At 28.7% G+C, this 25,721-nt stretch carries 23 protein-coding genes and 1 other annotated feature; of the genes, 6 read left to right on the top strand and 17 right to left on the bottom strand.

Features of this window, described 5'->3' with window-relative positions; genetic code table 11:
- Positions 1-2: 2 nt before the first annotated feature.
- A complete protein-coding gene (gene proB / locus ACLVEP_RS05490; protein ID WP_412583376.1) occupies positions 3-1,124 on the bottom strand; it encodes a glutamate 5-kinase in 1,122 nt (373 codons plus the stop codon).
- 168 nt (positions 1,125-1,292) lie between these two features.
- Between proB and asnA the strand changes: the two genes are divergently transcribed.
- Entirely contained in the window at positions 1,293-2,300 is a 1,008-nt protein-coding gene (gene asnA / locus ACLVEP_RS05485; protein WP_412583374.1) for an aspartate--ammonia ligase, read from the top strand.
- Positions 2,301-2,348: 48 nt separating this feature from the next.
- On the opposite strand, the gene ACLVEP_RS05480 is transcribed toward asnA, so the two are convergent.
- The 4 genes from ACLVEP_RS05480 to ACLVEP_RS05465 are packed head-to-tail and all read right to left on the bottom strand — an operon-like array spanning position 2,349 to position 7,146.
- Positions 2,349-4,577, bottom strand: a complete 2,229-nt coding sequence (locus ACLVEP_RS05480; RefSeq protein WP_412583372.1) for a RelA/SpoT family protein — start codon at positions 4,575-4,577, stop codon at positions 2,349-2,351.
- Positions 4,578-4,622: 45 nt separating this feature from the next.
- A complete protein-coding gene (locus ACLVEP_RS05475; RefSeq protein WP_022001752.1) occupies positions 4,623-5,141 on the bottom strand; it encodes an adenine phosphoribosyltransferase in 519 nt (172 codons plus the stop codon).
- A gap of 51 nt (positions 5,142-5,192) precedes the next feature.
- Entirely contained in the window at positions 5,193-6,821 is a 1,629-nt protein-coding gene (gene recJ, locus ACLVEP_RS05470; protein ID WP_412583370.1) for a single-stranded-DNA-specific exonuclease RecJ, read from the bottom strand.
- A 34-nt stretch (positions 6,822-6,855) separates the two neighbouring features.
- Positions 6,856-7,146 (bottom strand): post-transcriptional regulator, encoded by a 291-nt coding sequence (locus ACLVEP_RS05465; RefSeq protein WP_270591472.1) that lies wholly within the window; start codon positions 7,144-7,146, stop codon positions 6,856-6,858.
- Between the two features lie 60 nt (positions 7,147-7,206).
- Between ACLVEP_RS05465 and ACLVEP_RS05460 the strand changes: the two genes are divergently transcribed.
- On the top strand, positions 7,207-8,508 hold the full coding sequence (locus ACLVEP_RS05460) for an oligosaccharide flippase family protein (protein WP_412583369.1): 1,302 nt from the start codon (positions 7,207-7,209) through the stop codon (positions 8,506-8,508).
- A gap of 14 nt (positions 8,509-8,522) precedes the next feature.
- Here ACLVEP_RS05460 and ACLVEP_RS05455 read toward each other — a convergent pair whose 3' ends face one another.
- Both ACLVEP_RS05455 and ACLVEP_RS05450 read right to left on the bottom strand, forming a co-directional pair.
- Entirely contained in the window at positions 8,523-9,407 is an 885-nt protein-coding gene (locus ACLVEP_RS05455; RefSeq protein WP_412583367.1) for an AraC family transcriptional regulator, read from the bottom strand.
- Positions 9,408-10,051: 644 nt separating this feature from the next.
- Entirely contained in the window at positions 10,052-11,470 is a 1,419-nt protein-coding gene (locus ACLVEP_RS05450; protein ID WP_412583365.1) for a pyridoxal phosphate-dependent decarboxylase family protein, read from the bottom strand.
- A 120-nt stretch (positions 11,471-11,590) separates the two neighbouring features.
- Here ACLVEP_RS05450 and ACLVEP_RS05445 point away from each other — a divergent pair, with 120 nt between their 5' ends.
- Positions 11,591-12,502, top strand: a complete 912-nt coding sequence (locus ACLVEP_RS05445; protein ID WP_412583363.1) for a LysR family transcriptional regulator — start codon at positions 11,591-11,593, stop codon at positions 12,500-12,502.
- Between the two features lie 61 nt (positions 12,503-12,563).
- On the opposite strand, the gene ACLVEP_RS05440 is transcribed toward ACLVEP_RS05445, so the two are convergent.
- The 7 genes from ACLVEP_RS05440 to ACLVEP_RS05410 form a co-directional block, all read right to left on the bottom strand.
- Positions 12,564-13,676, bottom strand: coding sequence for an aminotransferase class I/II-fold pyridoxal phosphate-dependent enzyme (locus tag ACLVEP_RS05440; protein WP_412583361.1), 1,113 nt, complete (start codon positions 13,674-13,676; stop codon positions 12,564-12,566).
- The gene (locus ACLVEP_RS05435) at positions 13,676-14,401 is read right to left on the bottom strand and encodes an amino acid ABC transporter ATP-binding protein (protein ID WP_412583360.1); all 726 of its coding nucleotides are present in this window, start codon (positions 14,399-14,401) and stop codon (positions 13,676-13,678) included. The genes ACLVEP_RS05440 and ACLVEP_RS05435 overlap by 1 nt, the downstream gene beginning before the upstream one ends.
- Positions 14,394-15,077, bottom strand: a complete 684-nt coding sequence (locus ACLVEP_RS05430) for an amino acid ABC transporter permease (RefSeq protein ID WP_412583358.1) — start codon at positions 15,075-15,077, stop codon at positions 14,394-14,396. The genes ACLVEP_RS05435 and ACLVEP_RS05430 overlap by 8 nt, the downstream gene beginning before the upstream one ends.
- Before the next feature lie 25 nt (positions 15,078-15,102).
- Positions 15,103-15,867: a transporter substrate-binding domain-containing protein gene (locus tag ACLVEP_RS05425; RefSeq protein ID WP_412583357.1), complete on the bottom strand. Its 765-nt coding sequence runs from the start codon at positions 15,865-15,867 to the stop codon at positions 15,103-15,105.
- Between the two features lie 47 nt (positions 15,868-15,914).
- Positions 15,915-16,119 (bottom strand) — a binding site (T-box leader).
- A gap of 50 nt (positions 16,120-16,169) precedes the next feature.
- Positions 16,170-16,424, bottom strand: a complete 255-nt coding sequence (locus ACLVEP_RS05420) for a hypothetical protein (RefSeq protein ID WP_412583355.1) — start codon at positions 16,422-16,424, stop codon at positions 16,170-16,172.
- 33 nt (positions 16,425-16,457) lie between these two features.
- Positions 16,458-17,156, bottom strand: a complete 699-nt coding sequence (locus ACLVEP_RS05415) for an HAD-IIB family hydrolase (protein ID WP_412583467.1) — start codon at positions 17,154-17,156, stop codon at positions 16,458-16,460.
- Positions 17,157-17,222: 66 nt separating this feature from the next.
- Positions 17,223-18,962 (bottom strand): ABC transporter ATP-binding protein, encoded by a 1,740-nt coding sequence (locus tag ACLVEP_RS05410; protein WP_412583353.1) that lies wholly within the window; start codon positions 18,960-18,962, stop codon positions 17,223-17,225.
- Positions 18,963-19,056: 94 nt separating this feature from the next.
- On the opposite strand from ACLVEP_RS05410, the gene ACLVEP_RS05405 reads away from it, so the two are divergent.
- From ACLVEP_RS05405 to ACLVEP_RS05395, 3 genes are all read left to right on the top strand, one after another.
- Positions 19,057-20,004: a Na/Pi cotransporter family protein gene (locus ACLVEP_RS05405; RefSeq protein ID WP_412583351.1), complete on the top strand. Its 948-nt coding sequence runs from the start codon at positions 19,057-19,059 to the stop codon at positions 20,002-20,004.
- A gap of 79 nt (positions 20,005-20,083) precedes the next feature.
- Complete coding sequence (locus ACLVEP_RS05400; RefSeq protein WP_412583349.1) at positions 20,084-21,757, top strand: Na/Pi cotransporter family protein; 1,674 nt, start codon at positions 20,084-20,086, stop codon at positions 21,755-21,757.
- Between the two features lie 54 nt (positions 21,758-21,811).
- Positions 21,812-22,816 carry a hypothetical protein gene (locus tag ACLVEP_RS05395; RefSeq protein WP_412583347.1) on the top strand — a complete coding sequence of 335 codons (1,005 nt, stop codon included), beginning with the start codon at positions 21,812-21,814 and terminating at the stop codon, positions 22,814-22,816.
- 28 nt (positions 22,817-22,844) lie between these two features.
- Here the strand turns inward: ACLVEP_RS05395 and ACLVEP_RS05390 are convergent, their stop codons facing one another.
- From ACLVEP_RS05390 to htpG, 3 genes are read right to left on the bottom strand one after another with little or no spacing between them, the layout of a single operon-like run.
- A complete protein-coding gene (locus ACLVEP_RS05390) occupies positions 22,845-23,111 on the bottom strand; it encodes a hypothetical protein (RefSeq protein ID WP_412583345.1) in 267 nt (88 codons plus the stop codon).
- On the bottom strand, positions 23,111-23,647 hold the full coding sequence (locus ACLVEP_RS05385) for a nitroreductase family protein (RefSeq protein WP_412583344.1): 537 nt from the start codon (positions 23,645-23,647) through the stop codon (positions 23,111-23,113). Before ACLVEP_RS05385 ends, ACLVEP_RS05390 begins: the two co-directional genes overlap by 1 nt.
- 53 nt (positions 23,648-23,700) lie before the next feature.
- Positions 23,701-25,590 (bottom strand): molecular chaperone HtpG, encoded by a 1,890-nt coding sequence (gene htpG, locus ACLVEP_RS05380; protein WP_412583343.1) that lies wholly within the window; start codon positions 25,588-25,590, stop codon positions 23,701-23,703.
- Positions 25,591-25,721 lie beyond the last annotated feature (131 nt).

The following is a 25,721-nucleotide window of genomic DNA, read 5'->3' as shown; positions in this document are numbered from 1 at the left end:
TTTCACCCCTTATTAATGACTAGATTATCTGCATGAATGACTTCATCATAATCTTTATAATGTAAAATACTTTCTATTTCATTACTATGATGATCTTTAATCAATTTTAACTCATCACTTGAATAATTCGTAATACCTCTTGCTATTAACTGTCCTTTAAAAGAAAGAACATCAATGACACTACCTTGCATAAATGAACCTTCAACTTCTTTGATTCCTTTAGGTAGTAAACTTGTATGTGTTTTTAAAGCCTCACATGCACCATCATCAACAATGACCTTTCCTTTAGGAGAACTTCGATACATGATCCAATGATCTCTAGCACTTAAAGTACGACCAGCTTTTCCACTAAAATACGTTCCAATTTGTTTTCCTTCTAATAAATCAATAAGAGCTGTTTCATTGTTGCCATTAACAATGGCCATATCTCCTCCATAATCATTAACGATTTTTGCAGCACGCAATTTTGTTACCATCCCACCTGTACCAAATTGACTACTTGAATCTTTCGCAAAGTTCATAATTTTATCATCCACAAGTTCAATATCACTTAATAATTGAGCATCAGGATTAGTATGTGGATTATCATTATAAAGTCCATCAATATCTGAAACTAAAACAAGTAATTGTGCATCCACAATAGGTAATAGTAAGGCAGATAATGTATCATTATCTCCTACTTTGATTTCATCTACCGCTAATGTATCATTTTCATTAATAATAGGAATCACATCATAATCTAAAATAGAAGATAAAGCATAACTTAAATTCATCAAACGTTTACGATGATCAAAATCATCATGATTTAATAATATTTGAGCACATTTTAAATGAAACAAAGAAAATAAATCTTCATAGATTTGCATTAAATGTGCTTGTCCAATCGCCGCAAGTGCTTGTTTTTTAGAAATTTCTTTTGGCTTTTCTTTTAAATTTAAAACACCCATTCCTGAAGAAATAGCTCCTGATGAAACAAGTGTCACTTTTAGACCTTTTCTTTTTAAAACTGCTATTTGTTGGATAAGTTTTAAAATTCTTTCTTTATCCAATTGTCCATCTTCGTTACATAAAGAAGTAGAACCTATTTTTATAATAACATGTTTGACATGTTCTAGATTTCTCATATTTACACCTACTTTTCATTTTTCCTTATTATACAGAAAAGATAAGCGATTGACAACAAATGAATACATCTGATATTTTTTTATATGAATTATAATTTTTTATTATTATCTTTCATATCTTTAGATAAATGATAAAATAATACATATTATTAAGGGGGAAAAATTAAAATGAATCTCATCATTCCAGAAAAATATGATCCTGTGTTATCTTTAAGACAAACACAAGAAGCAATTAAATACATTCGAGATACATTTCAAAAAGAATTTGGAAGAGCTTTAATGTTAGAAAGAATTTCAGCACCTCTTTTTGTTCAAAAAAGCAGTGGTTTAAATGATAACTTAAATGGTGTTGAAAAACCTGTTTCATTCCAAATTGATTGTTTTGAAAATGATGATATCGAAGTTGTTCATTCTCTTGCTAAATGGAAAAGAATGGCACTTAAAAAATATGGTTTTGGTGTTCGTGAAGGACTTTATACAAATATGAATGCCATCAGAAAAGATGAAGAAGTTGATAACTTACATTCTTATTATGTAGATCAATGGGATTGGGAACGAGTTATTGAAAAAGAAGATCGTAATATTACAACATTAAAAAATCATGTTAACAAAATATTCAAAGTTATTAAACATATGGAACATGAAGTTTGGTATAAATATCCTCATGTTGTGAACCGTTTACCTGATCGTGTACATTTTATTACTGCACAAGAATTAGAAAATCAATATCCTGATTTATCATCTAAAGAAAGAGAAAATAAAGCATGTAAAGAACTTGGATGTGTCTTTGTTATGCAAATTGGTGATATTTTACAAAGCGGTCAAAAACATGACGGACGTGCACCAGATTATGATGATTGGAAATTAAATGGTGACTTATTATTTTGGTATGAACCATTACAATGTGCATTAGAAATTTCATCTATGGGAATCCGTGTTGATGAAAATTCTTTAGTTGAACAATTAAAGAAAGAAAACTGTGAAGATCGTTTAAATCTTCCATATCATCAAGCCATTATCAATAAAGAATTACCTTACACTATCGGTGGTGGTATTGGTCAATCAAGACTTTGCATGTTACTTTTAAATCGTGCTCATATCGGTGAAGTACAAGCAAGTATTTGGCCTCAAGAAATGATTGATGAATGTGAAAAAAATAATATTCATTTATTATAAAAAGTCTATTCAAACGATAGACTTTTTGTTTACTGAAAAGAGTTATCTTTAGTGGATAACTCTTTTAATGTCATATATTCCTTGAATACGTTCAAGATTAGCAATTGCACGATTTAAATGTTCAGCATCATCAACACCAATCTTTAATTTAATTAAAGCTCTACCATCATCTGATGCATCTGCATGAATATTTAAAATATTGATTTTCATTTGTCCTAAAACCGTAATAATATCATTTAATAAATTTGTACGATCTAAGCCATCAATTTGTAAATCAGCATCAAATTTCAAATTAGAAAGTGATGCAAAATCCCAATAAACATCAATTAAACGGCTTTGAATTTCTTTTTGTTTAATATTTGGACAATCCACACGATGAACTTTGATTCCTTGTCCTTGAGAAACATAACCAGTAATTTGATCTCCAGGAATTGGATTACAACATTTAGAAAGTTGAATCTTTAATCCTGAAACACCTTTAACAACAACTCCATTATTAGATGTTGTCTTTTCTAATTTTTCTCTTTGTTCATTATTTCTTTGTAAGATTTTAGATAAGTTATCAAAGAAACCTGTTTTCTTTGGATTTACTTTTTCTAAAAGTGTTGCTACTGAAAGATTTTTCTTTCCAATAAAATAGAAAATATCATCTAAACTTCTTGCTCCAAAAGCTCCTAAATACGTTTTATAAGTTTCTGGATCCAAAAATTTCTTTTCATCAAGTCCACGTTTTTTGATTTCATCTTTTAAGATTTTTTTACCATCTTCAATTGTATCTTTTTTCGTTTCTGCTCCTTTTTTTGCTAAGAATGTACGAATTTTATTACGTGCCCCTGCTGTTCTTACAAATTTCAACCAATCTTCACTTGGTCCAGCAGATTGTTTGTTGGTTTTAATTTCACAAACATCACCTGTATTTAATTTTGTATCAATAGGTACCATGACATTATTAACAATAGCCCCAACAGTATGATGTCCTACTTCTGTATGAATACGGTAAGCAAAATCAACTGGTGTTGATCCATTAGGAAGTTCAACAATCTTTCCTTGTGGTGTTAAAACATAAACATTCGCTTCAAAGATATCACGAGAAATTGAGTCATAATATTCTTTGGCATCGCCATCTTTGATATCATCTGACAAAGAAATAAATTCTCGTAACCATTGAAGTTTTTCTCCAATTTCTTTTTGTTCCGCTTTGGCAGAATAACCTTTGCCTTCTTTATAACGCCAATGAGCAGCAACCCCAAGTTCAGCAAGCTCATCCATTTCTTCAGTACGAATTTGGATTTCAAAAGTATTTCCATCTTCGCCAATAACAGAAGTATGAAGTGATTGATACATATTTGGTTTAGGCATAGCAATATAATCTTTAAAACGTCCTGGAATTGGACGATAATGATCATGAATCAATCCTAAAACACTATAACAATCAAGTTTATTTTGTAAAATAATACGGAGTGCATAAAGATCATAAAGTTCATCAAAACGTTTATGTTTTTTAAACATTTTCTTATAAATACTATAAATAGATTTCGCACGACCTAAAATACGATATTGATAATGATTTTCCTTTAATAAATTTTCAACTTCTTCCATCATCTTCGCCACAGATTCTTTACGTTCATCTTGTTTTGTTTGAAGAAGTCGCGCAATATCATGATAAGCAATTGGATCTAAATAAGATAATGAAAGATCTTCCAACTCTGTTTTAATATCACTTAGCCCTAAACGGTGAGCAATTGGTGTATAAACTTCTAAAGTTTCTTGAGAAATACGTTTTTGTTTTTCTGGGGGCATAAATTGTAATGTACGCATATTATGCAAACGATCGGCAAATTTAATTAAGATAACACGTATATCTTTAGCCATTGCGATATAGATTTTACGATGATTTTCAGCATAAAAATCTGCTTCATCTTTAAATGGCATTTTAGAAATTTTAGTAACACCTTCAACAAGGGTCGTTACTTCTTCTCCAAATTCTTTGATCATTTCTTCACGCGATACATTGCAATCTTCCATGACATCATGTAAAAGACCAGCTGTAATTGTAAGTGGTCCTGTTTGTAATGTTGATAAAATATAAGCAACCCAAATCAAATGAATCGTATAAGGTTCTCCACTTTTTCGTTTTTGTCCTTCGTGTTTAACCATGATGTAATCATAAGCTTTTTTAATCAGCTTCATATCATCTTCATTGGTAATATAGCGTCTACATGATTCATAGACATCTTCTATAGTGACTTTATCTCCAGCTTTTTTAAACTCTTTCATATTATAACCCCCTCATATGATAAAAGAGAGTTTCCTCTCTTTTATTTAATAAGTTAATACTGAATAGACATTATAGTCTTTTAATTTTTCTCTACCTTTTAAAGCTTCTAGCTCAATTAAAAAGGCAATTCCTACAACTTTTCCACCAAGTTGTTCAACAAGTTGAATAGTTGCTTCAACTGTCCCACCTGTAGCAAGTAAATCATCAATAATAACAACATTTTCACCAGGTTTGATACTATCAGCATGAATATGAACTTCATTTTTTCCATATTCTAAATCATAACTTGCTGAAACTGTTTCTCTTGGTAATTTTCCTGGTTTTCTAACAGGTACAAAACCTGCATTTACTTTGTAAGCAACAGGACATCCAAATAAAAATCCTCTTGCTTCAGGACCAGCAACAACATCTACTTGAACTCCAAGTCCATCGATCCATTTAGCGAATGTGTCAATTGATTCTTTATAAGCTTCTTTATCTTTTAATAAAGGTGTTACATCTCTAAAGATAATTCCTTCTTCAGGGAAATCTTTAATATCTTCAATATATTTTTTAAAGTCCATTTTATGTACTCCTCCTATTTCTATTATATCAAACTTTTTTTATCAAGGAAACTATTTCATATCTTCAATAATCATATTTATTGACTCTGTATTTAGATATTTATTAATTTTTAAAGTTCCTATTAAAGAAATTGTCTTTTTTTGTTGTAATTGCTCAATTTCTTTCGAACAATTAAAATAAAGTGCTTGTAAATTACCTTTATTTAAAGAAATGTCAAAGCGCAAATGTTTTCCATCAGATAATACACGACTTGTAAAATTAGTAATATCTTTTAAAACAAATTTCATTTCTTCATTACATTGACCATATGGCTCTAACAATTCTAATTCTTTAACAGCCGGTAAAGTAAGTTCATTTAATTCAATTTGAATTCCTTCAAGAACTTTTTCATTAGAAAAAGTATGTGATGTTAAATAGCTATGGAGTGCTTCTTTCAATGTTAAAACTTCATCTTTGGCTACTTGAAAGCCACCCGCTAAAGCATGTCCTCCATATTGAACAAAATAGTCTTTTAAATCATCAAATATTTGATTTAATGGAATACTTTCAATACTTCTAGCACTTCCTCGATAAACTTCGTTTTTTTCATCATATTTCATAACAAAACTTGGCTTTTGAAATTCGTGTGTGTATTTACCTGCAATTAAACCAACAATTCCTTCGTGAACTTCTTGATTATAACTGTATAAAAACTCTTCTTGTGGATTGTTTTCTAAAATATTTTTATATTGTTCATTTGTAAGTGATTGTCTTCTACTATTGATTTTCTTAGCGTATTGAGAAATTTGAATCGCAAATTTTTGATCAACATCTTTTAAAAAATATTTAACTAAATGATTAGGATTCACAAGTTCTGGTAATCTTCCAAATGAATTGATTTTTGGAGCAATATTAAACCCTAAGGTTGTTGTATTATATTTTTGATTTTCACCAATAAGCAGTTCTAATTGTAAATATTTTTCTTGATTCATAAATTGAAGGCCTCGTAAAACGAGTGATTTATTTTCATCAACTAAAGGCATCATATCTGAAATTGTAGTAATAGCTGCTAAAGAAAACAAATATTTATCATGTTTTCCTAGCAAACTACTGGCTAGTTTATAAGCTAAAAAACCACCACATATTTCTTTAAACGGATAATCTGGCGACATTTTTGTATGAATGATAGCACAGGCATCAGGCAATTCATCAAAGTCATGATGATCAATAACAATAACATCAATACCAAGTTCATTAGCTAAATCAATAGCTTCATAAGCTTTAATACCATTATCTACTGTAATCAACAATGAATACCCTTTTTCATACATTTGTTGAACTCTTTCTTTATTTAGTCCATAACCATCTTCAAAGCGATTAGGAATATGATACCCAACTTTTTTCCCTAATTCTAAAAAAGCTTGAACAAGAATGGCTGTTGACAAGATCCCATCACAATCATAATCACCATAAATACATATTTTTTCATCATTTTCTAAAGCTTCTTGTATACGGTCTAAAACTAAATCCGCATCTAAAAACAATGAAAAATCATGATAAATCAATCTTTTCGAAGTATGTCCTTGAACATCTTGTTCATTATATTCTCTTTGTGCAAAAATCTTTGCAAGTAAAGAATGTATTGAATACTTTTGCATATATTCATTATAGTTATGTATTTCTTTTATATCCCAGTTCATATTATCTCCTTAAATAAAAAATAGTTGTTACCAACTATTTTGAAATGAATTCTTGAAATGCTGCTAAATCAAGTGTACTTGCTTCTTTAACTGCTTGTATACTTAAATAATCAAAAATTTCCGAAAATTGTAAATTCATTACATCATCAATAATGTCACACATTGGTAGACTCTTTTGAGATTTCCATTTAATATTGAATAAATAATCTCTTATTTCTTTTTCGGATATATTATCTATCTTTTGCTTACGAAACTCATGAGCTTTTAATTTGATTAGAAAATCTAAATCATATTTACCAAATTTATAATCCAGTTTTTCATTCATGATAAACCAACTCCCACTTCGTCTATTATAGATGAAAATTCGACATAAAGGAAGTCTTTTATGAAAAGAAAACTCATCAATTCATTCATCATTCTTTCTGCTAGTTCAGCTATCTCTAAAATATTTAGTATTTTAAATAGAATGTTGCTTTCAAGGCTTCTTCCTTTAGAAGCCATGTCATTATATCTTGTCATTATGCCAACGCTTTCTTTGTGTTTAACACTTGGACAAGTTGGTATTCCTTCAGCTGTTTTCCGTCTAATTTCACATCCCCAATACAAAAACTATAAAGTCATTATTACCGCAATTATTCTATCCTTTTTTTCTGTCATTGTTATTTGTGGAACACTTTTTATTTTAAGCCCTTTTATTGCTCATTCTTTATTAAAAAATGATTATACTCTATATCCCATTTTATCCTTTTTAATTTTTATCCCTTTAATTGCTATCAGTGGTATTATTAAAAACTATTATTTAGCCAAAGGACATGTCTATGTCATTGCTAAAAGTCAAATTGTTGAAGAAACATCACGACTTTTATTTACTTATTTATTTTTAAAAAATCCTTTGAGTTCATCCTTACCTTTTTTAGTAACAATAGCCTATCTATCAATGAGTTTTGGTGAATTGATGTCAATTATCTATCTACTTCTTTTAAGTCGTAAAAGATATTCTTTTGCTCCTTTAAAAAACATCAACAAACAAAACTTGATTATGAAAGATCTTTTAAACATCTCATTACCATTAACTGGTTCTCGGCTTTACCATTGTTTTATGAATTTTTTAGAGCCAATCCTTTTAATTCATGTTTTGACCCGACTCGGTTTAACTCAAAACTTTATCCAAGACCAATATGCCATCCTTTCTGGCTATGTCGTCTCCATGCTTGTGACTCCTACCTTCTTTTGTACGATTATCTATCGCCTCTACTTGCCTATTGCCACAGATGATCTTTATTACCATAGAAATAATACTTTTTTACATTTACTTTATGCTTTATTTATTTGTTTTCTTATTGGCCTTCCTTTTACTTTAATTTTCTATTTTTTTCCAAAACAATCTTTATTAATTCTCTATAACACAACAAGTGGCTATCATCAATTAAAATATATGTCTTTTCCTTTTTTACTATTTTATTTACAAACACCACTCTCTACAATTTTACAAGCCAAAAATAAAAATAAAGTCATGTTTATCATTTCCATAATTGAATGTACTTTAGAAATCATTCTAACATATACTTTATCACGTTATCTTTATGTCAATGTCATTTTGATTAGTTTATTTACAGGATTAATTACTACTTTAACTTTAAGTGCAATTTATTGTTTTAAAATAATAAAAGACACTTCTGCGCAGTAATAAAGTATAACTATTCAATCTAAATCAGTGCTATTTGTATAATTAATACTTTTTTTAATCATTTTTCTATATTGGGTAGCAGTCATTTGACAATCTTTTTCTAATTCTCTGTTTAATGATTTCAAATTTGGAAACCCATTAGCCATTGCGATATCAATCAATGGAAGATCTGTTTCTAATAAATCTTTTTTAACATATACAAGCTTCACAGTAGTTAAATATGATTTGACAGTTGTATTCAAATTTTCTCTAAAAAATCTAGAAAAATAATTTGCAGACATAGAAAAATGTTCAGCAATATCTTGAATATGTAAATCATCTTGATAATGTTGATCTATATAATTAACAATCTCAGTTATCCTCTTTTTATTTTTTACACTTCTATTTTCAATATAATTTTCTTTTTTATTAGAAATATTTTCTAATAAATAATAAACAATCTCATATAACTTACTCATAATAAGAGCATTTTTATAATGACTTTCACAAAGATAAGCTTCATCTAATTGCCAAATCATTTCTTTTATTTTCTTTGAATATTGATAATCAGGTCTTTCTATAAAAGAAAGTTGATCTATTGTAGGACAAATACTCTTTAGAAATTTATAATTAATTTGTAAAGCATATCCATAATAAGGAATAGGAACATCATAAGATTCAAAAGAATGAATACTTTGAGAATTAATCACAAATACACGATGACCTCCCTGATTTAAATTCATTCCTTCATATTCATATGTCTTTCCATCAATCCACGCAAATCCTTTTCCAGAAAGTGGAACAACAATTTCAATACTATTATGCCAATGCTTCTCAATTGGACCAGATATATCATTGATAAAACGAATTAACTTTATTGGTAATTTTGAATCATCTTCAATTTTTTCATATTTTGCCATCTTGTTATTTTCCTTTAATACTTTTAAAAAAATTATCACATGGTAAATATTAGTAATAAATTCTAATTAAATAGAGAAAAAATAATATCATATTTAATATCATTGAACTTTAGAAGATATAAACTGTTAATTATTTTTTTGAAAACTCATTTTTCTTTGTTGTTTCTACTATTTTCAAAATAATTTTATAGATAACAACATCACATTTTTCATTCAAACAAATATTATCACTTAATACAAAAATATAATTATAGTCAAATCTTCAAAATCTAGATATTTTTTTAATCTCCAAATAAGAATAATTGCTTTGTTTATTTTAGCAATGAATCAATAATAAAAGATAATATTTATAAGTACTATCTTCATAAATATCTTTATCATTCTTACTATATTTAATAATATGATTAATTTTGCAATAAAGTTAAAAAGAACTATCATAATTGTTTGATAGTTCTTCATAGATATTTGTATCACAAATATGATTGATTAAATATTTCTCTAATTATCTCAATTCATCACTTTCCACATAATAAAACAAATCAACAAACAAAGTATTTAAACAAATATTATTAGAAATTATCACCAAAATTTATCTTTAATACAGCCTAAATAATAAATTTAATGTTTAATTTAAAATACAAATGCTATTTCATAATTTCTCGATAATACATTTCTAACTTTGAAATTGTTTTTACTATATCTTCTTTTGTTGTTTCTGGATGTAAAGAACAAATTCTTAATACTGTTTTCCCTTGAAGTTGTGTCGTAAATACTCCAGCATAACCACTATTTACAATTCTCATTGAAATTTCATGATTAATTTTATCTTTTTCCTCATTTGAATAATTTTCTGGAGAAAATCTAAAATTAACAATTCCCATATGTGAATGTGAAATAAATTCAATATCTTTGCATTTTTGTAATTGCTTTTCAGCAATATCAGCAATTTCAAAACCATGATCGATTGCATCAGAAATTGCATCACTTCCCATAACTTGTAAAGTAAGCCACAATTTCAAACCACGCGCTGGCCTTGTTAACTCCATAGACATATCCCAAGGATTAAAATATGTTTCATCCATTTCCAAATCTTGTAAATACTCTGGATGAACACTAAAACTTTTTAACATTTGTCGTTTTTCTTTTACCAAAACAATTCCACAAGCGTATGTTTGAAATAACCATTTATGACCATCCCAACTAATACTATCTGCTTTTTCTATACCTTTTAATAAATCCTTATGTTTTTTTGATAATAACACAGATGCTCCAAAAGCTCCATCTGCATGCATCCACATATGATATTTTTGACAAAGTTTTGATATTTTTTCAAAATCATCAATGCTTCCTGTATTTGTTGTTCCAGCACTTGCAATAATAACAAAAGGAATAAGACCATTTTCTTTATCTTTTTTTATCATTTCTTCAAGTTGATCTACATTCATACAAAAATTTTTGTCTGTTTCAATTTTACGGATACGACTATTACCAATACCAATAATTCTTAATCCCTTAGCAACAGAACTATGTGTTTGATTAGAAACATAAGCAACCCCTTTGTGCCATTGATCTTCTTTTAATATTGTATCTCTTGCAATCGTTAAAGCTGTCATATTGGCCATCGAACCACCCGAAACAAAAACACCACTCGCACTTTTTGGATAATTTGCTTGTTGACATAACCATTGAATAAGTTCATTTTCTATATGACAACCAGCTGGAAATGTTGTCCAACTTCCTGCGTGACGGTTATAAGCACTTGTCATGACATCTCCTAATAAAGAAAGTGTAGAAGAAGGTCCAGGGATAAATCCAAAATAGCGAGGATGATTGACATTATAACCATATTTATAAATAGATTCATTCATTTCTTTTGTTACTTCTTCTAGACTTCTCCCTCTTTTAGGAATTGTCATGGTTTTTACTTTTTTTAATTGTTGTTCATCAATATTTTCTACAACATTTTCGTTTTTTAAATTTTGACGAAATACAAAATAATCTTTAATAAAATCTTTAATTACTTTTTCTACTTCTTGATTAGATAAATCTGTTCTGTTTTCCATTTGTATTCTCCTTTTCTTACTTGATTTTTTACAAAATCATAGTAGCATTAGAACTGATATAAGTAAAATTCATATATTTTATACATACTTAAATTATTTTTATATCATAAGGAGAACATTATGGAACTTAGAAATCTCACTTCATTTTTAAAAATAGCAGAACTTAATAGTTTTTCTCATGCCGCCAAAAAATTGGGATACACACAATCTGCCATTACAATTCAAATGAAACAGTTAGAAAAAGAATTAGGCATCAAACTTTTTGATCGTTTAAGTAAAGGTGTTTCATTAACCAAAGAAGGAGAACTTTTCCGTTTTTACGCAAACGAAATTGTTCATCTTGCTAGTGAAGCAACAACAACCTTACAAACAGCATATGAAAACAAGAATCGTGATATAAGTGGTACGTTACGCATTGGAAGTATTGAATCTGTCTCAACAGCTTTATTACCCCAACTATTAGCCAAATTCCACAAACAATATCCGCATGTACATATCATTATTGATACTAAAGGACGTGATTTATTAATCAACGATATTTTAAATAATAATATCGATTTATTTTTCACTTTTGAAAACAAACGTCTTTTTAAAAGTATGACAGGAATTCATTTAAATACATCTCCTGTTGTTTTTGTATCACCATTCCATTATTTTTCAACTAAGCAATCTTTATCTTTAAAAGAAATTTGTCAACATGACTTTATCTTGACAGAAAAAGGAGAAAGCTATCGAGATGAATTAGACAAAATATTGACGTCTCAAAATATCATTCTTGATCCAATTATTGAATTAAGTAATACGGAAACAATTTTACACCTTATAGAAAATCATACTGGTTTATCTTTTGTTCCACTTTTTTCTGTAAATAAAGCACTTAAAAACAACCTACTTTCTTTAATCAAAGTAGATGTACCCTCTCTCGAAATGGATTTGCAACTATTTTATCATCAAAAAAAATGGCTAACACCTCAAGCCCATGCTTTTATTGAATTTACAAAAGATTATTTTAATAATGAATTTAAGTTATAAATGTATGAATATTTTGATAATCATACATTTAGCCTTTTGAACATATAAAAAAGACACTTCTTTATCTTGAAGTGTCTAGTTTTTTTAACCAATTTGAAAATACTTCTAAACCTTCTTTAACGAGTTGTGGATCATTTGCAAGTCCAAAACGTAAATGATTTTCCACGTCAAAACAACATCCCGGTACAAAGAAGACCCCTGTTTCTTCTTGTAACTTTTCACAGAAAGTATTTGAATCTATTTGGTAATCATATTTTAGAAAACAAACTGTTCCATATTTTGGAATAACACAGGAAAGATGTGGATGAGCTTGTAGCCACTTCTTTAAATAACTTTTGTTTTCTTCTAAAATCTCACGATTTCTTGCTAAAATTTCATTATTGTATTTTAACGTAAGAGCTCCTAAATAATCATTAATAGGTCCACTACTAATAATCGAATAATCACGTCTTTCATTGATTAAACGAATAAGTTCTTTGTCTTTTGTTTTGATCCAACCAATACGAAGTCCAGGAGTTGATAAAACTTTAGAAAGTCCTGCTGTTGCTATTCCTTTTTCATAAAGATCACTAATAGATTCTTCTTGATAAAGTCCTCGATAGATTTCATCAACAAGAACATAGAGATCATGCTTTTTACATATTTGAATCAGTTGTTGCATTTCATCATGATCTAAAGTTGTTCCAGTAGGATTATTTGGTAAATTCAAACAAATCATTTTTGTATTTTCTTTAATATTTTTTTCTAATTCTTCAAAATCTATTTTCCATTCATTTTCTTCTTTTAAATGAATAAAATCAACTTCTACCCCTAAAGATTCAGGAAAACTATAAAGTTGTTGATACGTTGGTAAAAATGATAAAATATGATCATTTGTTGAAAGTAATGTCATTAAAACAAGTTCATTGGCATTGACACCACCATGACAAATAGCAATTTCTTCATCATCACCACTTTGATATAAACTTAAAATACCTTTTTTTAATTCATGAGAACCTTCAATAGCACCATAATCTAAAGAAAGATTCATTAAATCTTCTAATGAATCTTTTTTGTCATACGCTAATAATTCCTTTAAAGTTAAAGATTTAGCAACTGTATCTGCCAAGTTATAACGACAGTTATTTTCATGTAAAGTCATATAAGACTCTACTTCAAAACGTTGTAGTTTCATTAGTGCATAACCTTCTTTAAGAAATCTTGAGCACGTTCAGTTTTAGGATTTTCATAGAAAGCTTTTGCATCATTTTCTTCAACGATTTTACCATTTTCTAAGAAAATAACACGATCAGCAACTGTTTTAGCAAAGCCCATTTCATGAGTGACAACAATCATTGTCATTCCTTCTTTAGCAAGTTGTTGCATAACTTCTAATACTTCAATAACCATTTCTGGATCTAAGGCACTTGTAGGCTCATCAAAAAGCATAATTTCAGGGTTTGTACATAAACTTCTTGCAATCGCTACCCTTTGTTTTTGTCCACCAGATAATTTGTTTGGATATTCATCTTTTTTATCTAATAAACCAACTCTTGTAAGATAATTACAAGCAATTTCATTTGCTTGATTTTCATCCATATGACGTACTTTTGTAAGCGAAAGTGTTAAATTTTCTAAAACTGTCATATGTGGAAATAAATTGAAATGTTGAAAAACAAAGCCCATTTTATTTCTTAATTCTTGATAATTAGCATTTTTAGGATCTAAAACTTCTCCATTGAGGTACACATTTCCTGTTTCAGGCACTTCTAAACCATGAATACATCTTAAAACTGTACTTTTACCTGAACCAGAAGGTCCAATTAAACAAACGATTTCTCCTTTTTTAACTTCAAGAGAAACATCATCAACTGCTTTTACTTTTTTAAATTGTTTTGATATATGTTCAACTTTAATCACTTTCAGCTAACCTCTTTTCTACATATCTACCTAAATAAGAAATACTAATTGTCATAATTAAATAATAAACTGCGACGATACAATAAGGTGACATAACATCATAATATTGTGCCCCCACTACTTGTGCAGATTTTAATAATTCAACTGCTCCAATACAACTGATTAATGATGAATCTTTAATTAATGTAATAAATTCACTAATCATTGGCGGAACAATTCTTTTGAAAGCTTGTGGTAAAATAACAAGTCTCATTGTTTGTTTATAAGATAGTCCTAAAGTTTCACAAGCTTCCCATTGTCCTTTATCAACACCATTGATTCCACTACGAATAAGTTCTGTTGAATAAGCTCCACTATTAATAGACATAGCAATAGCACCAATTAAAAAGACATTAATTCTCAATACATTTCCTGTAAACGCTGTATAAATAGATGGAATAACAGAGAATAAAATCAAGATTTGAAGTAACATTGGTGTCCCACGAATCACTTCAACATACACATTACCAATAATTCTTAAAATTTTATATTTTGATCTTTTTGCAGAAGATCCTAAAATCCCAAAAACAATACCAAATAAAAGGGATACAGCAGCTAGTAAAAGCGATACTACTGCACCCTTAGCAAAGTAAAGTAAGTTTTCAGGAGTAAACACTTTTGAAAAAGCTACAAACATTTCTATACCCCTTTTCTATAATTTTTTATTTTTCTAATGGTGATAAATCATATTTTTTACATAATTTATCGTAATCTTTTGAAGCTAAGAATTTTTCAATACATTTATTCATTAATTTGATCATTTTTGTATTACCTTTTTTAGCAATAATATAATTCTTTTCATCCATTAATGAACCATCTAATTGAGTAAAGTTTCCACTAGATACGTATTGTTTAGCAACACCTAAATCAACGATTGCTGCATCATATTGATTACTTGCTAAACCATTGAAAATATCTTGAACATTTTTCATTGAAACAACATCTGCATCTTTAACTTCTTTGGCAGCTTGTTCACCAGTAGCTCCAGTTTGAGCAGCTAATTTTTTACCAACTAATTGATCATTTGAAGTAATTGATGAACCATTTGGTACAACAGCAACTTGTTGAGATCCTAAATATGGATCAGACCATTCAACAACTCTATCTTCACTATAAGTAAAACCAGAAATACCTAAATCAATTTGATCACCTTGAATTTGAGTAACAATGTTATCAAAATCCATTTGTTTGAATTCTAATGAATAAGTTTTACCTTCCATATCAGATAAATAACCTTCAAATAATTTGACCATGTCTACGTCAAAACCAACAATATCACCTTTTTTATTTAATGATTCATAAGGTGCATAATCAGGTGATGTCCCAATTGTAATTGTTACATCAGCATCATTTTTACTGCTTGATGAACATCCAGCAATAGCACAAGTCATTACAAGTGCTAACATTAATTTTAATACTTTTTTCATATTCTTTTCCCCTTTTCTACCCAATAAAAAACGTCTCCTAGCAATTGCTAAGAGACGAAAGATTCCGCGGTACCACTCTTGTTGATATGATAATCATATCCACCTCACCGTTAAAGCTGGTTTGCTTGTTATCCTATGTATTCAGATAACCCTCTCCAAAGTGCGCTTCATTTTATTTTCAATACCTAATTTCCACCAACATAGGCTCTCTAACATATCCAATAAAACTACTCTCTTTTTCATTGAGTTTATTTATATACCTGTATTATAGATAATATTTAAGCTTTGTCAACATTCCTCGATTATTTTTTTGATAAAACTTTATCATTGAAAGAATGCACTACCTTCATTGCTTTTTCTAAAGGAGCATTCATTTCTTGCAATTGTTCTAAAACATCATCAAGTTGTTGATTTACTTCTTGAATACTGTCTCTTGTATCTTGTATTGTTTGTTTGGTTTTCTTTTTAGCATCACCACTATGTAATAAAAAGAAAATACCTAATGCCATACATACAAATATTCCAGCAATAATCAAAATATCTTTAATAATTTCCATGATCTCACCCATCTTTAGTATAGCCTATTTTACTTAATCAATCCAGCCAAAATGACGACAAGCGTATTCAATACCGTCATCATCATTTCTTTTTGTCACAAAATTTGCGACTGCTTTGACTTCATCGATTGCATTACCCATAGCAATACCTAAAGGTGCTTGATCAATCATAGAAATATCATTTAAGCCATCCCCAAAGACCACAATATCCTTTTCATTTCCCTTTAATAAATGAACCATTTCTAAAATACCTTTATATTTATCTGCTGGTTCAATAATAATTTGACCTTTAAAATAGCGCATATATTCCAAAGTTCCTAAATCTAATAATTTTTCTTCTTGTTCACTACATTCAATAAATACTTTATAAATTTCTTTTACTTGATGAAAGTCTATGCTTTCATCAACAACTAATTTTACAGGAAGTTTTTGATCTTTTTGATCACTTTGATTCGTATATAAAACAGCTTCATTGCCCAATGCAACTGCAAATGGTAAATGATGTTCAATACATTGATCAATGACACGATTGGCTTGAACAAAATCAATTGGTTTAATATATTGAAGTTCATTATGTAAAGTAATACCATTTCCCCCATCTGTTACCAAACAATCAATATGAGCTTCTTTAGCAGCATCCATCGCCATATATTGTGCTCTTCCTGTAGCAATAGCAACAAAATGTCCATTTTCTTTTAATTTATATAATGTACGATATGTACTTTCTAAAATCTTCCTCCTGGATTATCATCTAAAAGTGTTCCATCAATATCAAAAAATATATATTTTCTTTCCATATTACTCTTCTCCTTTAAATTGCATATTATATAGCCTTGCATAATTCCCATTCAATTTCATCAACTCTTCATGTGTTCCTTGTTCTTCTATGCCATTTTCTGTTAAAACACAAATATGTTTAGCATTTTTTATCGTTGATAAACGATGAGCAATGACAAAAGTTGTACGATCTTGAGATAACTTTTCTAAAGATTCTTGCACAATGCTTTCACTTTCATTGTCTAACGCACTTGTCGCTTCATCAAAAATAAGAATTGGTGGGTTCTTTAAAAAAACACGTGCAATTGAGATACGTTGTTTTTGTCCACCTGAAAGTTTGACCCCACGTTGTCCACAATCCGTATCATAGCCATCTTCTAATTCCATAATAAAATCATGAGCATTTGCCTTTTTAGCGGCTTCAATGACTTCTTCATCACTTGCCTCTAAATTTCCATAACGAATATTATCCATGATGGTTCCTGTAAATAAGTAAACATCTTGTTGAACAATCCCAATATTTTCTCTTAAAGATTGTTGTTTGATTTCTTTGACATTGATTCCATCAATTAAGACATTTCCTTTCGTTGCTTCGTAAAAACGAGGAATCAAAGAACAAATCGTTGTCTTACCAACTCCTGATGATCCAACAAAAGCAATATACTCTCCTGGTTTTACATCTAAATTGATATTATTTAACACATAAGGTGTTTGTTCATTATAGCGAAATGAAACATGATCAAAAGTGACATTCCCTTCAACATGTTGTAATACAACTGCATTTTTTGTATCTTGAATATCTGGTTCAATTTCTAGTATTTCCATAAAACGTTCAAAACCAGTCACGCCTTCTTGAAATTGTTCCGTAAAGTTTAAAAGTTTTTTTACAGGATCTATTAAGTTCGTGACATAAAGCAAAAAGGCAATTAAATCTGCAACATTAATACTTCCATAAGAAATAAATAAGGTTCCAAAAAAGATAACCGATACTGTAATTAAACTCGTAAAAGAAGTAAGTCCTGCATTGTATCTTCCCATATAATAATAACTATTTTTCTTAGCATTTACATAATGTCCATTTTGTTTATCAAAACGTTCTAACTCTTGATCTTCATTTGCAAAACTTTTAACAACACGAATTCCTGATAAATTATCTTCAATGCGTTCATTGATATCCCCAATTCTCTCTTTATTTCTTTTAAAAGCTTTTTTCATCTTTTTATTATAATACCAAGCAAATAAAAACATAAATGGTAAAATCGCAAACAAAATCAATGTCAATTTGACATTAATATATGAAAGTAAAATAAAGGCCCCAATAAACTTAATAATCGAAATGACAATATCTTCTGGTCCATGATGATAAAGTTCAGTTAAAGAAAATAAATCATTCGTTAGACGTGACATCAATTGTCCTGTATTTTGTTCATCATAAAAGCGAAAAGATAATTTTTGATAATGACTAAATAATTCATTACGTAAATCTCTTTCCATATAGACACCCATAACATGTCCTAAATAACCAATAAAATAATTACAAAAATATTCAACAACGATCAAACAAAGCATAAAAATTCCTAGTAAATAAATTTTAGAATAATCAATTTCTGGTTGATTTAAAATCGTTCCTGTAATATAGCGTGTAATCATGGGATAAACAAGCGTAATAGCAGCTGAAACCATCGCACAAAACATGTCTTTAAAAAATAAGACTTTATAGTTTGTATAGTAAGATAAGAATTTTTTCCATCTTCCTTTCATATAAAAACACCTCCTTCATATATTTTTACAAAGAATGATTATTTTTTCTAGTTAAAAATGATTATTTTTAAATTATGAAAAAGGAGGCTTTTTCATGAATCAGGTTTCTTGGACTTCTATTTTAATTGGTCTAGCCCTTTTTTTATTTGGTATTGACTATCTTTCCCTTTCTTTACAAGAACTTTCGCCAACACGTTTAAAAAATCTTCTTTCTAAATGTACATCTTCTACTTCTAAATCTATTATGATCGGTTGTTTTATCACTTGTATCATTCAATCAAGTTCTGCCACAACAGCTTTAACGGTCAGTTTAATTAATGCAAACCTTATGACTTTTTCTCAAAGTATTGGTATTATTATGGGTGCTAATATCGGTACAACGATTACAGCTTTTATTGTAGGTTTTGATCTTTTTCAATATGCTTCTTTCTTTTTGATTATTGGTGCGTTTTGTTTATTATTTTCTAATCATCCTAAAATAAAAGGCCTTGCACAAATTCTTTTTGGGCTTGGTTGTTTATTTTATGGATTAGAACTTATGTCAATGCATCTTGAAGCTATTACCAAACTTCCTGAATTCATGAAATTAGTAACACTTTTTACAAATCATCCTATTCTTGCCATGTTTGGTGGAAGCATCATGACTGCTCTTATCCAGTCATCTAGCGCCATGATTGCCATTGTCCAACAAATGTATCATTTAAAAGCTATTTCTCTCTACGTTTCTATTCCTTATATCTTTGGCTGTAATATTGGTACAACCATTACCGCTTTTCTTTCTGCTTTTAAAGCGAATTCTTCTGCTAAAAAAGCTGCTCTATTTCATTTCCTATTTAATGTTATTGGAACGACTTTTTTCATGATTTTCCTGACGCCTTTTTATCATCTTTTTTTAACATTTCGCTTTTATATTCCTATTTCACCTCGTTTACAACTTGCTTTTATTCATGGTTTCTTCAATATTGTCACCACATTCCTTATTTTTCCTTTTTATAAGTATATAATTTCATTTATAGAAAAGTGTTTTAAAGAGAATTGTTAAGGTTTTGTAAAGAAACTTAACATAATCTTTACACAAAATTAACATTCCTTTAAAATAGAAAATATAGGAGTGTGATTATATGACATTAGCAGATATCAACTGGCCTTTGATTCTGGCAGGGCTTGGTTTATTTTTATTTGGTATCGATTATATGGGTGATGGTTTAAAAAGTTATGCTGGAGATAAATTAAAGGACATTATTGATAAATACACCTCAAGTCCTGTAAAAGGAATATTAATTGGGGCCTTAGTAACATGTTTGATTCAATCAAGTTCTGGGACAACAGCTCTTACCATTGGATTGATTCGTTCTGGTTTAATGAATTTAAATCAAGCAGTAGGAATTATCATGGGTGCCAATATTGGAACGGTTATTACTTCTGTTTTAGTTGGTTTAAAGATTTCTAAATATGCGGTTTATTTCATTATTATTGGTGCGTTTGTTTCTATGTTTTCTAAAAACAAAAAAACAAAGTATTTATCACAAATTATTTTTGGATTTGGTTGTTTATTCTATGGCTTAGATTTAATGGGAAACAATTTATCGATGATCGCTGAAGTTCCAGAATTTACACAAATTACTGAATTCTTAATGAAAAGTCCTTGGCTTGGTTTACTTGGTGGAACAATTCTTACATGTGCGATTCAATCATCAGCTGCAACCATTGCCATTGTTCAACAAATGTATGGAGCAGGTGCTATCGGTTTAAATATTGCTTTACCATTTTTATTTGGATCAAATATTGGAACAACAATTACAGCAGTTCTAGCATCCATTGGTGGATCTATCCCTGCTAAAAGAGCTGCTTTCTTCCACGTTTTATTTAATGTTATTGGATCTGTTTTATTCATGATTGTTTTATCACCATTTACTTTATTGATTCAATATATTAATTCAGTAAGTACCATGTCCCCTGAATTACAACTTGCAGTTGCTCATGGTATCTTTAATATAGTAACAACGATTTTATTCTTTCCATTTATTAATAAGATTGTTGTTATTATTAAAAAAATCATTCCAAATCATTCAAAAGAATTACAAATGGATTTATCAGAATTAGATCCTCATGTTGTTCAATTGTTCCCTTCTCATGCTTTAGCTATCGCTAAAAACAAGATTTTAGAAATGGGAGCTATTACTGTTGAAGCTTGTGAAAATGTTAGAGAATATTTTATTTCTAAAAGTTCTACTGCTAAAGAAGCTGTCGAAGAATTAGAAAATGCAATCAACTTATTAGATAAAAAGATTGCTGAATATTTATTACTTATTTCACATGAACAATTAAATGATCATGATTCAAAAGAATATTTTGCTGATATGAAATCAATTAAAGATCTAGAACGTGTCGGTGATTTATGTATTAACTTAACTCAATTCTTTGAAGCTGTTTATGATGAAAAAGATGATTTTTCATCAGAAGCTAAAGATGATATTATTGCTATGATCAATATGGATATTGAAATGTTAAATCATGCAATGGTGGCTTTTGATAAACATGATTTAGATGATATTATATATGTCGATGATCGTGAAAGTAACTTAGATTATTATAATAAAAAAGCAAAACAAAGACATATTCAACGTGTTACTAATAAAACTGAAAAATCAGTTATTGTCAATTCTACATACGTTGATATCTTATCTAATTTAGAGCGTATTGGTGATCATTGCCAAAACATTGCTGAATCTTATATGTTAGAAGAAGAAAACTTCAAACCTGATTATGAAGTTGATTCTGCATTTAATCAATAGTCATGGATTTCCATGACTATTTTTGTTATGATGTAACAGTCAAAGGAGTCACATATGTATAAATTATTAGATTATGATATAACTGAATATAAGCAATTAGAAAACACTTTAAATGAATTATCTAAACAAGGGATTAACCCTACCTCTTTAGGTAAAATCAGTCATTTTGTAAAAAATGATAAACACTACTACTACCATGTAGATTTACTGATCAAAAAACCAGCAACTCCTAAAAGAAAGGCATTGCACGATTTTATCAATGAATATGAAAAACAAATGTTTGATTATTATGGTAAAATAGGAAAATTTATTATTTTTACAACTGAAAATAAACGTGCTTTACCAAAAGAAAGACAAAAAGCAATTGATGAATATTTAAGTACTCGTAAAATTAGTACAACAACTTATTTTGTTTTATGGACTTTCTTTGCTTTTTTTGTTGCACAGCTTGTTTTACAAAAAAATCAAGTTCAAGAATTTCTAACTAATGGAAGTATTTTCATCCATTATTTACCTCTTATTTTATTTATAACAATTCTTATTCGTAGCCTTTATAAAATTGTTTTAGCTTGTCAAAAAAGCTTTGGAAAGATTATTAAACATCTCTTCTACGCTATGACTATTGTTACTTGTGTAGTAGCTATACTTGGATGTGTTTTAGATATTACTGATAGAAAGGATATTCCTTTAAATCAAAATATTTTAACATTGCAAGTATTTGATAAAGAAACAAATTCAAAGAAATATCCAAACTACAAACACACTAATAGTTTTATTGTTGAATCTACTTCTTATTTTGAAGAAAACAAACAAGGTGACCTCATGTATAGTAAAGATTATTGTTTTAAATCAACTGACAAAACAAACACTTTCTTTAATCGTTATTTAAAAAATTATGAAGATGTTCCTGTTATTAAAATTGATAAAAATACTTATCTATTTAAACTTGATACATCTTATGATACTTTACTCTATAAAAAAGAAAATCATTTCTATTTTGTTTCTGCAAACTTTAGTTTAAAAAATGATTATCAAAATATTATTGAGTTTTATAAATAAACAAAAAATCCACCTCAAAGTGGATTTTTTATTTACCTGTAATAATAAGATAGATAAGAAGTAAAGCAATAATAATCATTGTTGAAATAAGTACACGTCTTTCAAGCTCACTATAATCATCATGACAAAGATAATGGGCTAGATAGTTAAGAATTAACGCTATAAGCAAAAATACTCTTCCAATCATAAAATAAGATGTATTCATGACCACAGGTTCAATAAGCAATAAAACATCAACCAAATTGATTTTATATTTATGATGTGGTTTACAAATTTTATACAGTAATTTCTTCATTAATAAAACGTACTCACTTCTTCTATTGTTTTTCTTTTTGGCATACTTGGTTCAATATCCGGATAACCCACACCTATTACAGAAACAATCGTTTCTTGTACAGGAATTTCTAAAAGTTCACGGATAGCTCTTTCATCCCTGATTCCCATAACAAGTGTTCCTAAACCAAGTTCAGTCGCCTTAAGGATCAAGTTTTGATTAGCTAGTCCACAATCATAAACACCCCAACCATTTTGTAATTCATTGTCAGGACTTCCATTTCTTTGAAAACCTGCACGATCTTTAACAAATGTTGTCACAATTAAAACAGGTGCATCAGCTATATTTTTTTGATTAAATTCTGGTAAACATTTTTCTTTAAACTGTTTCAACATTTCCCTTGATTGAATAACATGATATCGTGGTGTTTGGCTATTTTTCCAACTTTCTGAATAGATGCCAGCTTGAATCATTTCTTCAATTTTTTCTTTTTCTACAGGTTGTTGTTTATATTTTCGAATACTTCTTCTTTGTTGTAAAACATTTTGTAACTCCATAATTTTCACTCTCCTGCTTTTATTATAAAAGAAAAGACTATCGAATGATAGCCTTACTTATTTAATTCAATCATGAGCTCACAAATCTTATTTGAAAAAGCCACTGGATCTTCAATAGATAATCCTTCAATCAACAATGCTTGATCGAATAACAATGAAGCATAATCATTGATCTTATCTGCATTATTTTGATAAACATTTTGAATGGCTTTGAAGATATCATGATTTGGATTGATTTCAAGAATTCTACCTGCTTTAACATCTTGACCATCAGGCATTGCATTTAATACTTTTTCCATTTCAAAAGATACACCTTGATCAGATACTAAACATACTGGATGAGATTTTAATCTATTTGATACTTTAACATCCACAACTTTATCTTTTAAAGCTTCTTTTAATGATTCTAATAATGATTTATTATCTTCATTGATCTTTTCTAATTCTTTCTTTTCTTCTTCACTATCTAAGTTTAAATCACCTTGAGCAACGTTTTTGAAAGCTTTAGAATCATAATCTCTCATCATTTGAATCATAAATTCATCAACATTATCCATCATGTATAAAACATCAAAGTCACGATCTCTAACAGCTTCTACTTGTGGTAAATGAGAAATCTTTTCTTTTGTTTCCCCACTAGCAAAATAGATTTCTGTTTGTCCTTCTTTCATGTTTTCAACATATTCTTTTAAAGTAATCATTTTTTCTTCTTTACCCGAATAGAATAAAAGTAAATCTTGTAATTTATCTTTTAACATTCCATAGCTTTGATAAATACCAAATTTTAATTGTAAACCAAAGTTTTTAAAGAATTTTTCATATGTTTCACGATCTTTTTTCAACATATTTGTAAGTTCACTTTGGATTTTCTTTTCAATACGATCTGCAATAACTTTTAATTGACGATCGTGTTGTAACATTTCTCTTGAAATATTTAATGATAAATCTTGTGAATCAACTAACCCTTTTACAAATCTAAAATGTTCTGGAATTAAATCGCTTGCTTTATCCATAATGAAGACACCACGACTATAAAGTTGTAAACCTTTTTCATAATCATTTGAATAGAAATTCATTGGTGGTTGACTTGGAATAAATAATAATGCATCATAAGAAACATTTCCTTCTACAGATGTATGAATGACTTTCATTGGATCAGAGAAATCATTGAATTTATCTTTATAGAATTCATTATATTCTTCATCTTTAATATCTTTTTTATTTCTTTTCCATAAAGGAACCATTGAATTTAATGTTTTATTTTCAACAACGTCTTCATATTCATCGCTATCTTCTTTTTTCTTAGATGTTGTCACATCCATTTTAATTGGATAATGTACATAATCAGAATATTTTTTAACTAAAGATTCAATATGATATTGATCTAAATAATCATCATAATTTTCTTCTTCAGTATTATCTTTTAAATAAAGTTTAATAGTTGTTCCTGTTGGTAAATTATCTGTTTCAAAGATTTCATAACCATCACTTGCTTCAGATACCCAAGTATAACCTTGATCACTACCATAAGCTCTTGAAGAAACTTCTACTTTTTTAGCAACCATAAATGCTGAATAGAAACCAACACCAAATTGACCAATAATATCAATATCATCACTTTCATTTTCATTTTTGAATTTGAAAGAACCACTATTAGCAATCGTACCTAAATGTTCTTCTAATTCTTCTTTGTTCATTCCAATACCATGATCAGTAACAGTCAATGTTCTATTTTCTTTATTAAAAGCTAAATCGATTGTAAGATCACTTTTATTGATTTCTGAAATATTTTCAGTTAATGCTTTATAATAAAGTTTATCTGTTGCATCACTTGCATTGGAAATCAATTCTCTTAAAAAGATTTCCTTATGTGTATATATAGAATTAATCATTAAGTCTAATAATCTTTTAGATTCTGCTTTAAATTGTTTTTTTTCTGCCATAATATATCCTCCTTTAGCACTCCTGCTATCTAAATGCTAAAAACAGTATATTACTTTGCTTTAGCATAGTCAAGCATTGAGTGCTAATATTTTTGTTATTTTTTTGCAAACCCTTTAAAATCAATGGTTTG

This window comes from Faecalibacillus sp. (assembly GCF_047023275.1).
Taxonomy (GTDB): Bacteria; Bacillota_I; Bacilli_A; order Erysipelotrichales; family Coprobacillaceae; genus Faecalibacillus.
This window is presented reverse-complemented; position numbering and strand designations above follow the sequence as displayed.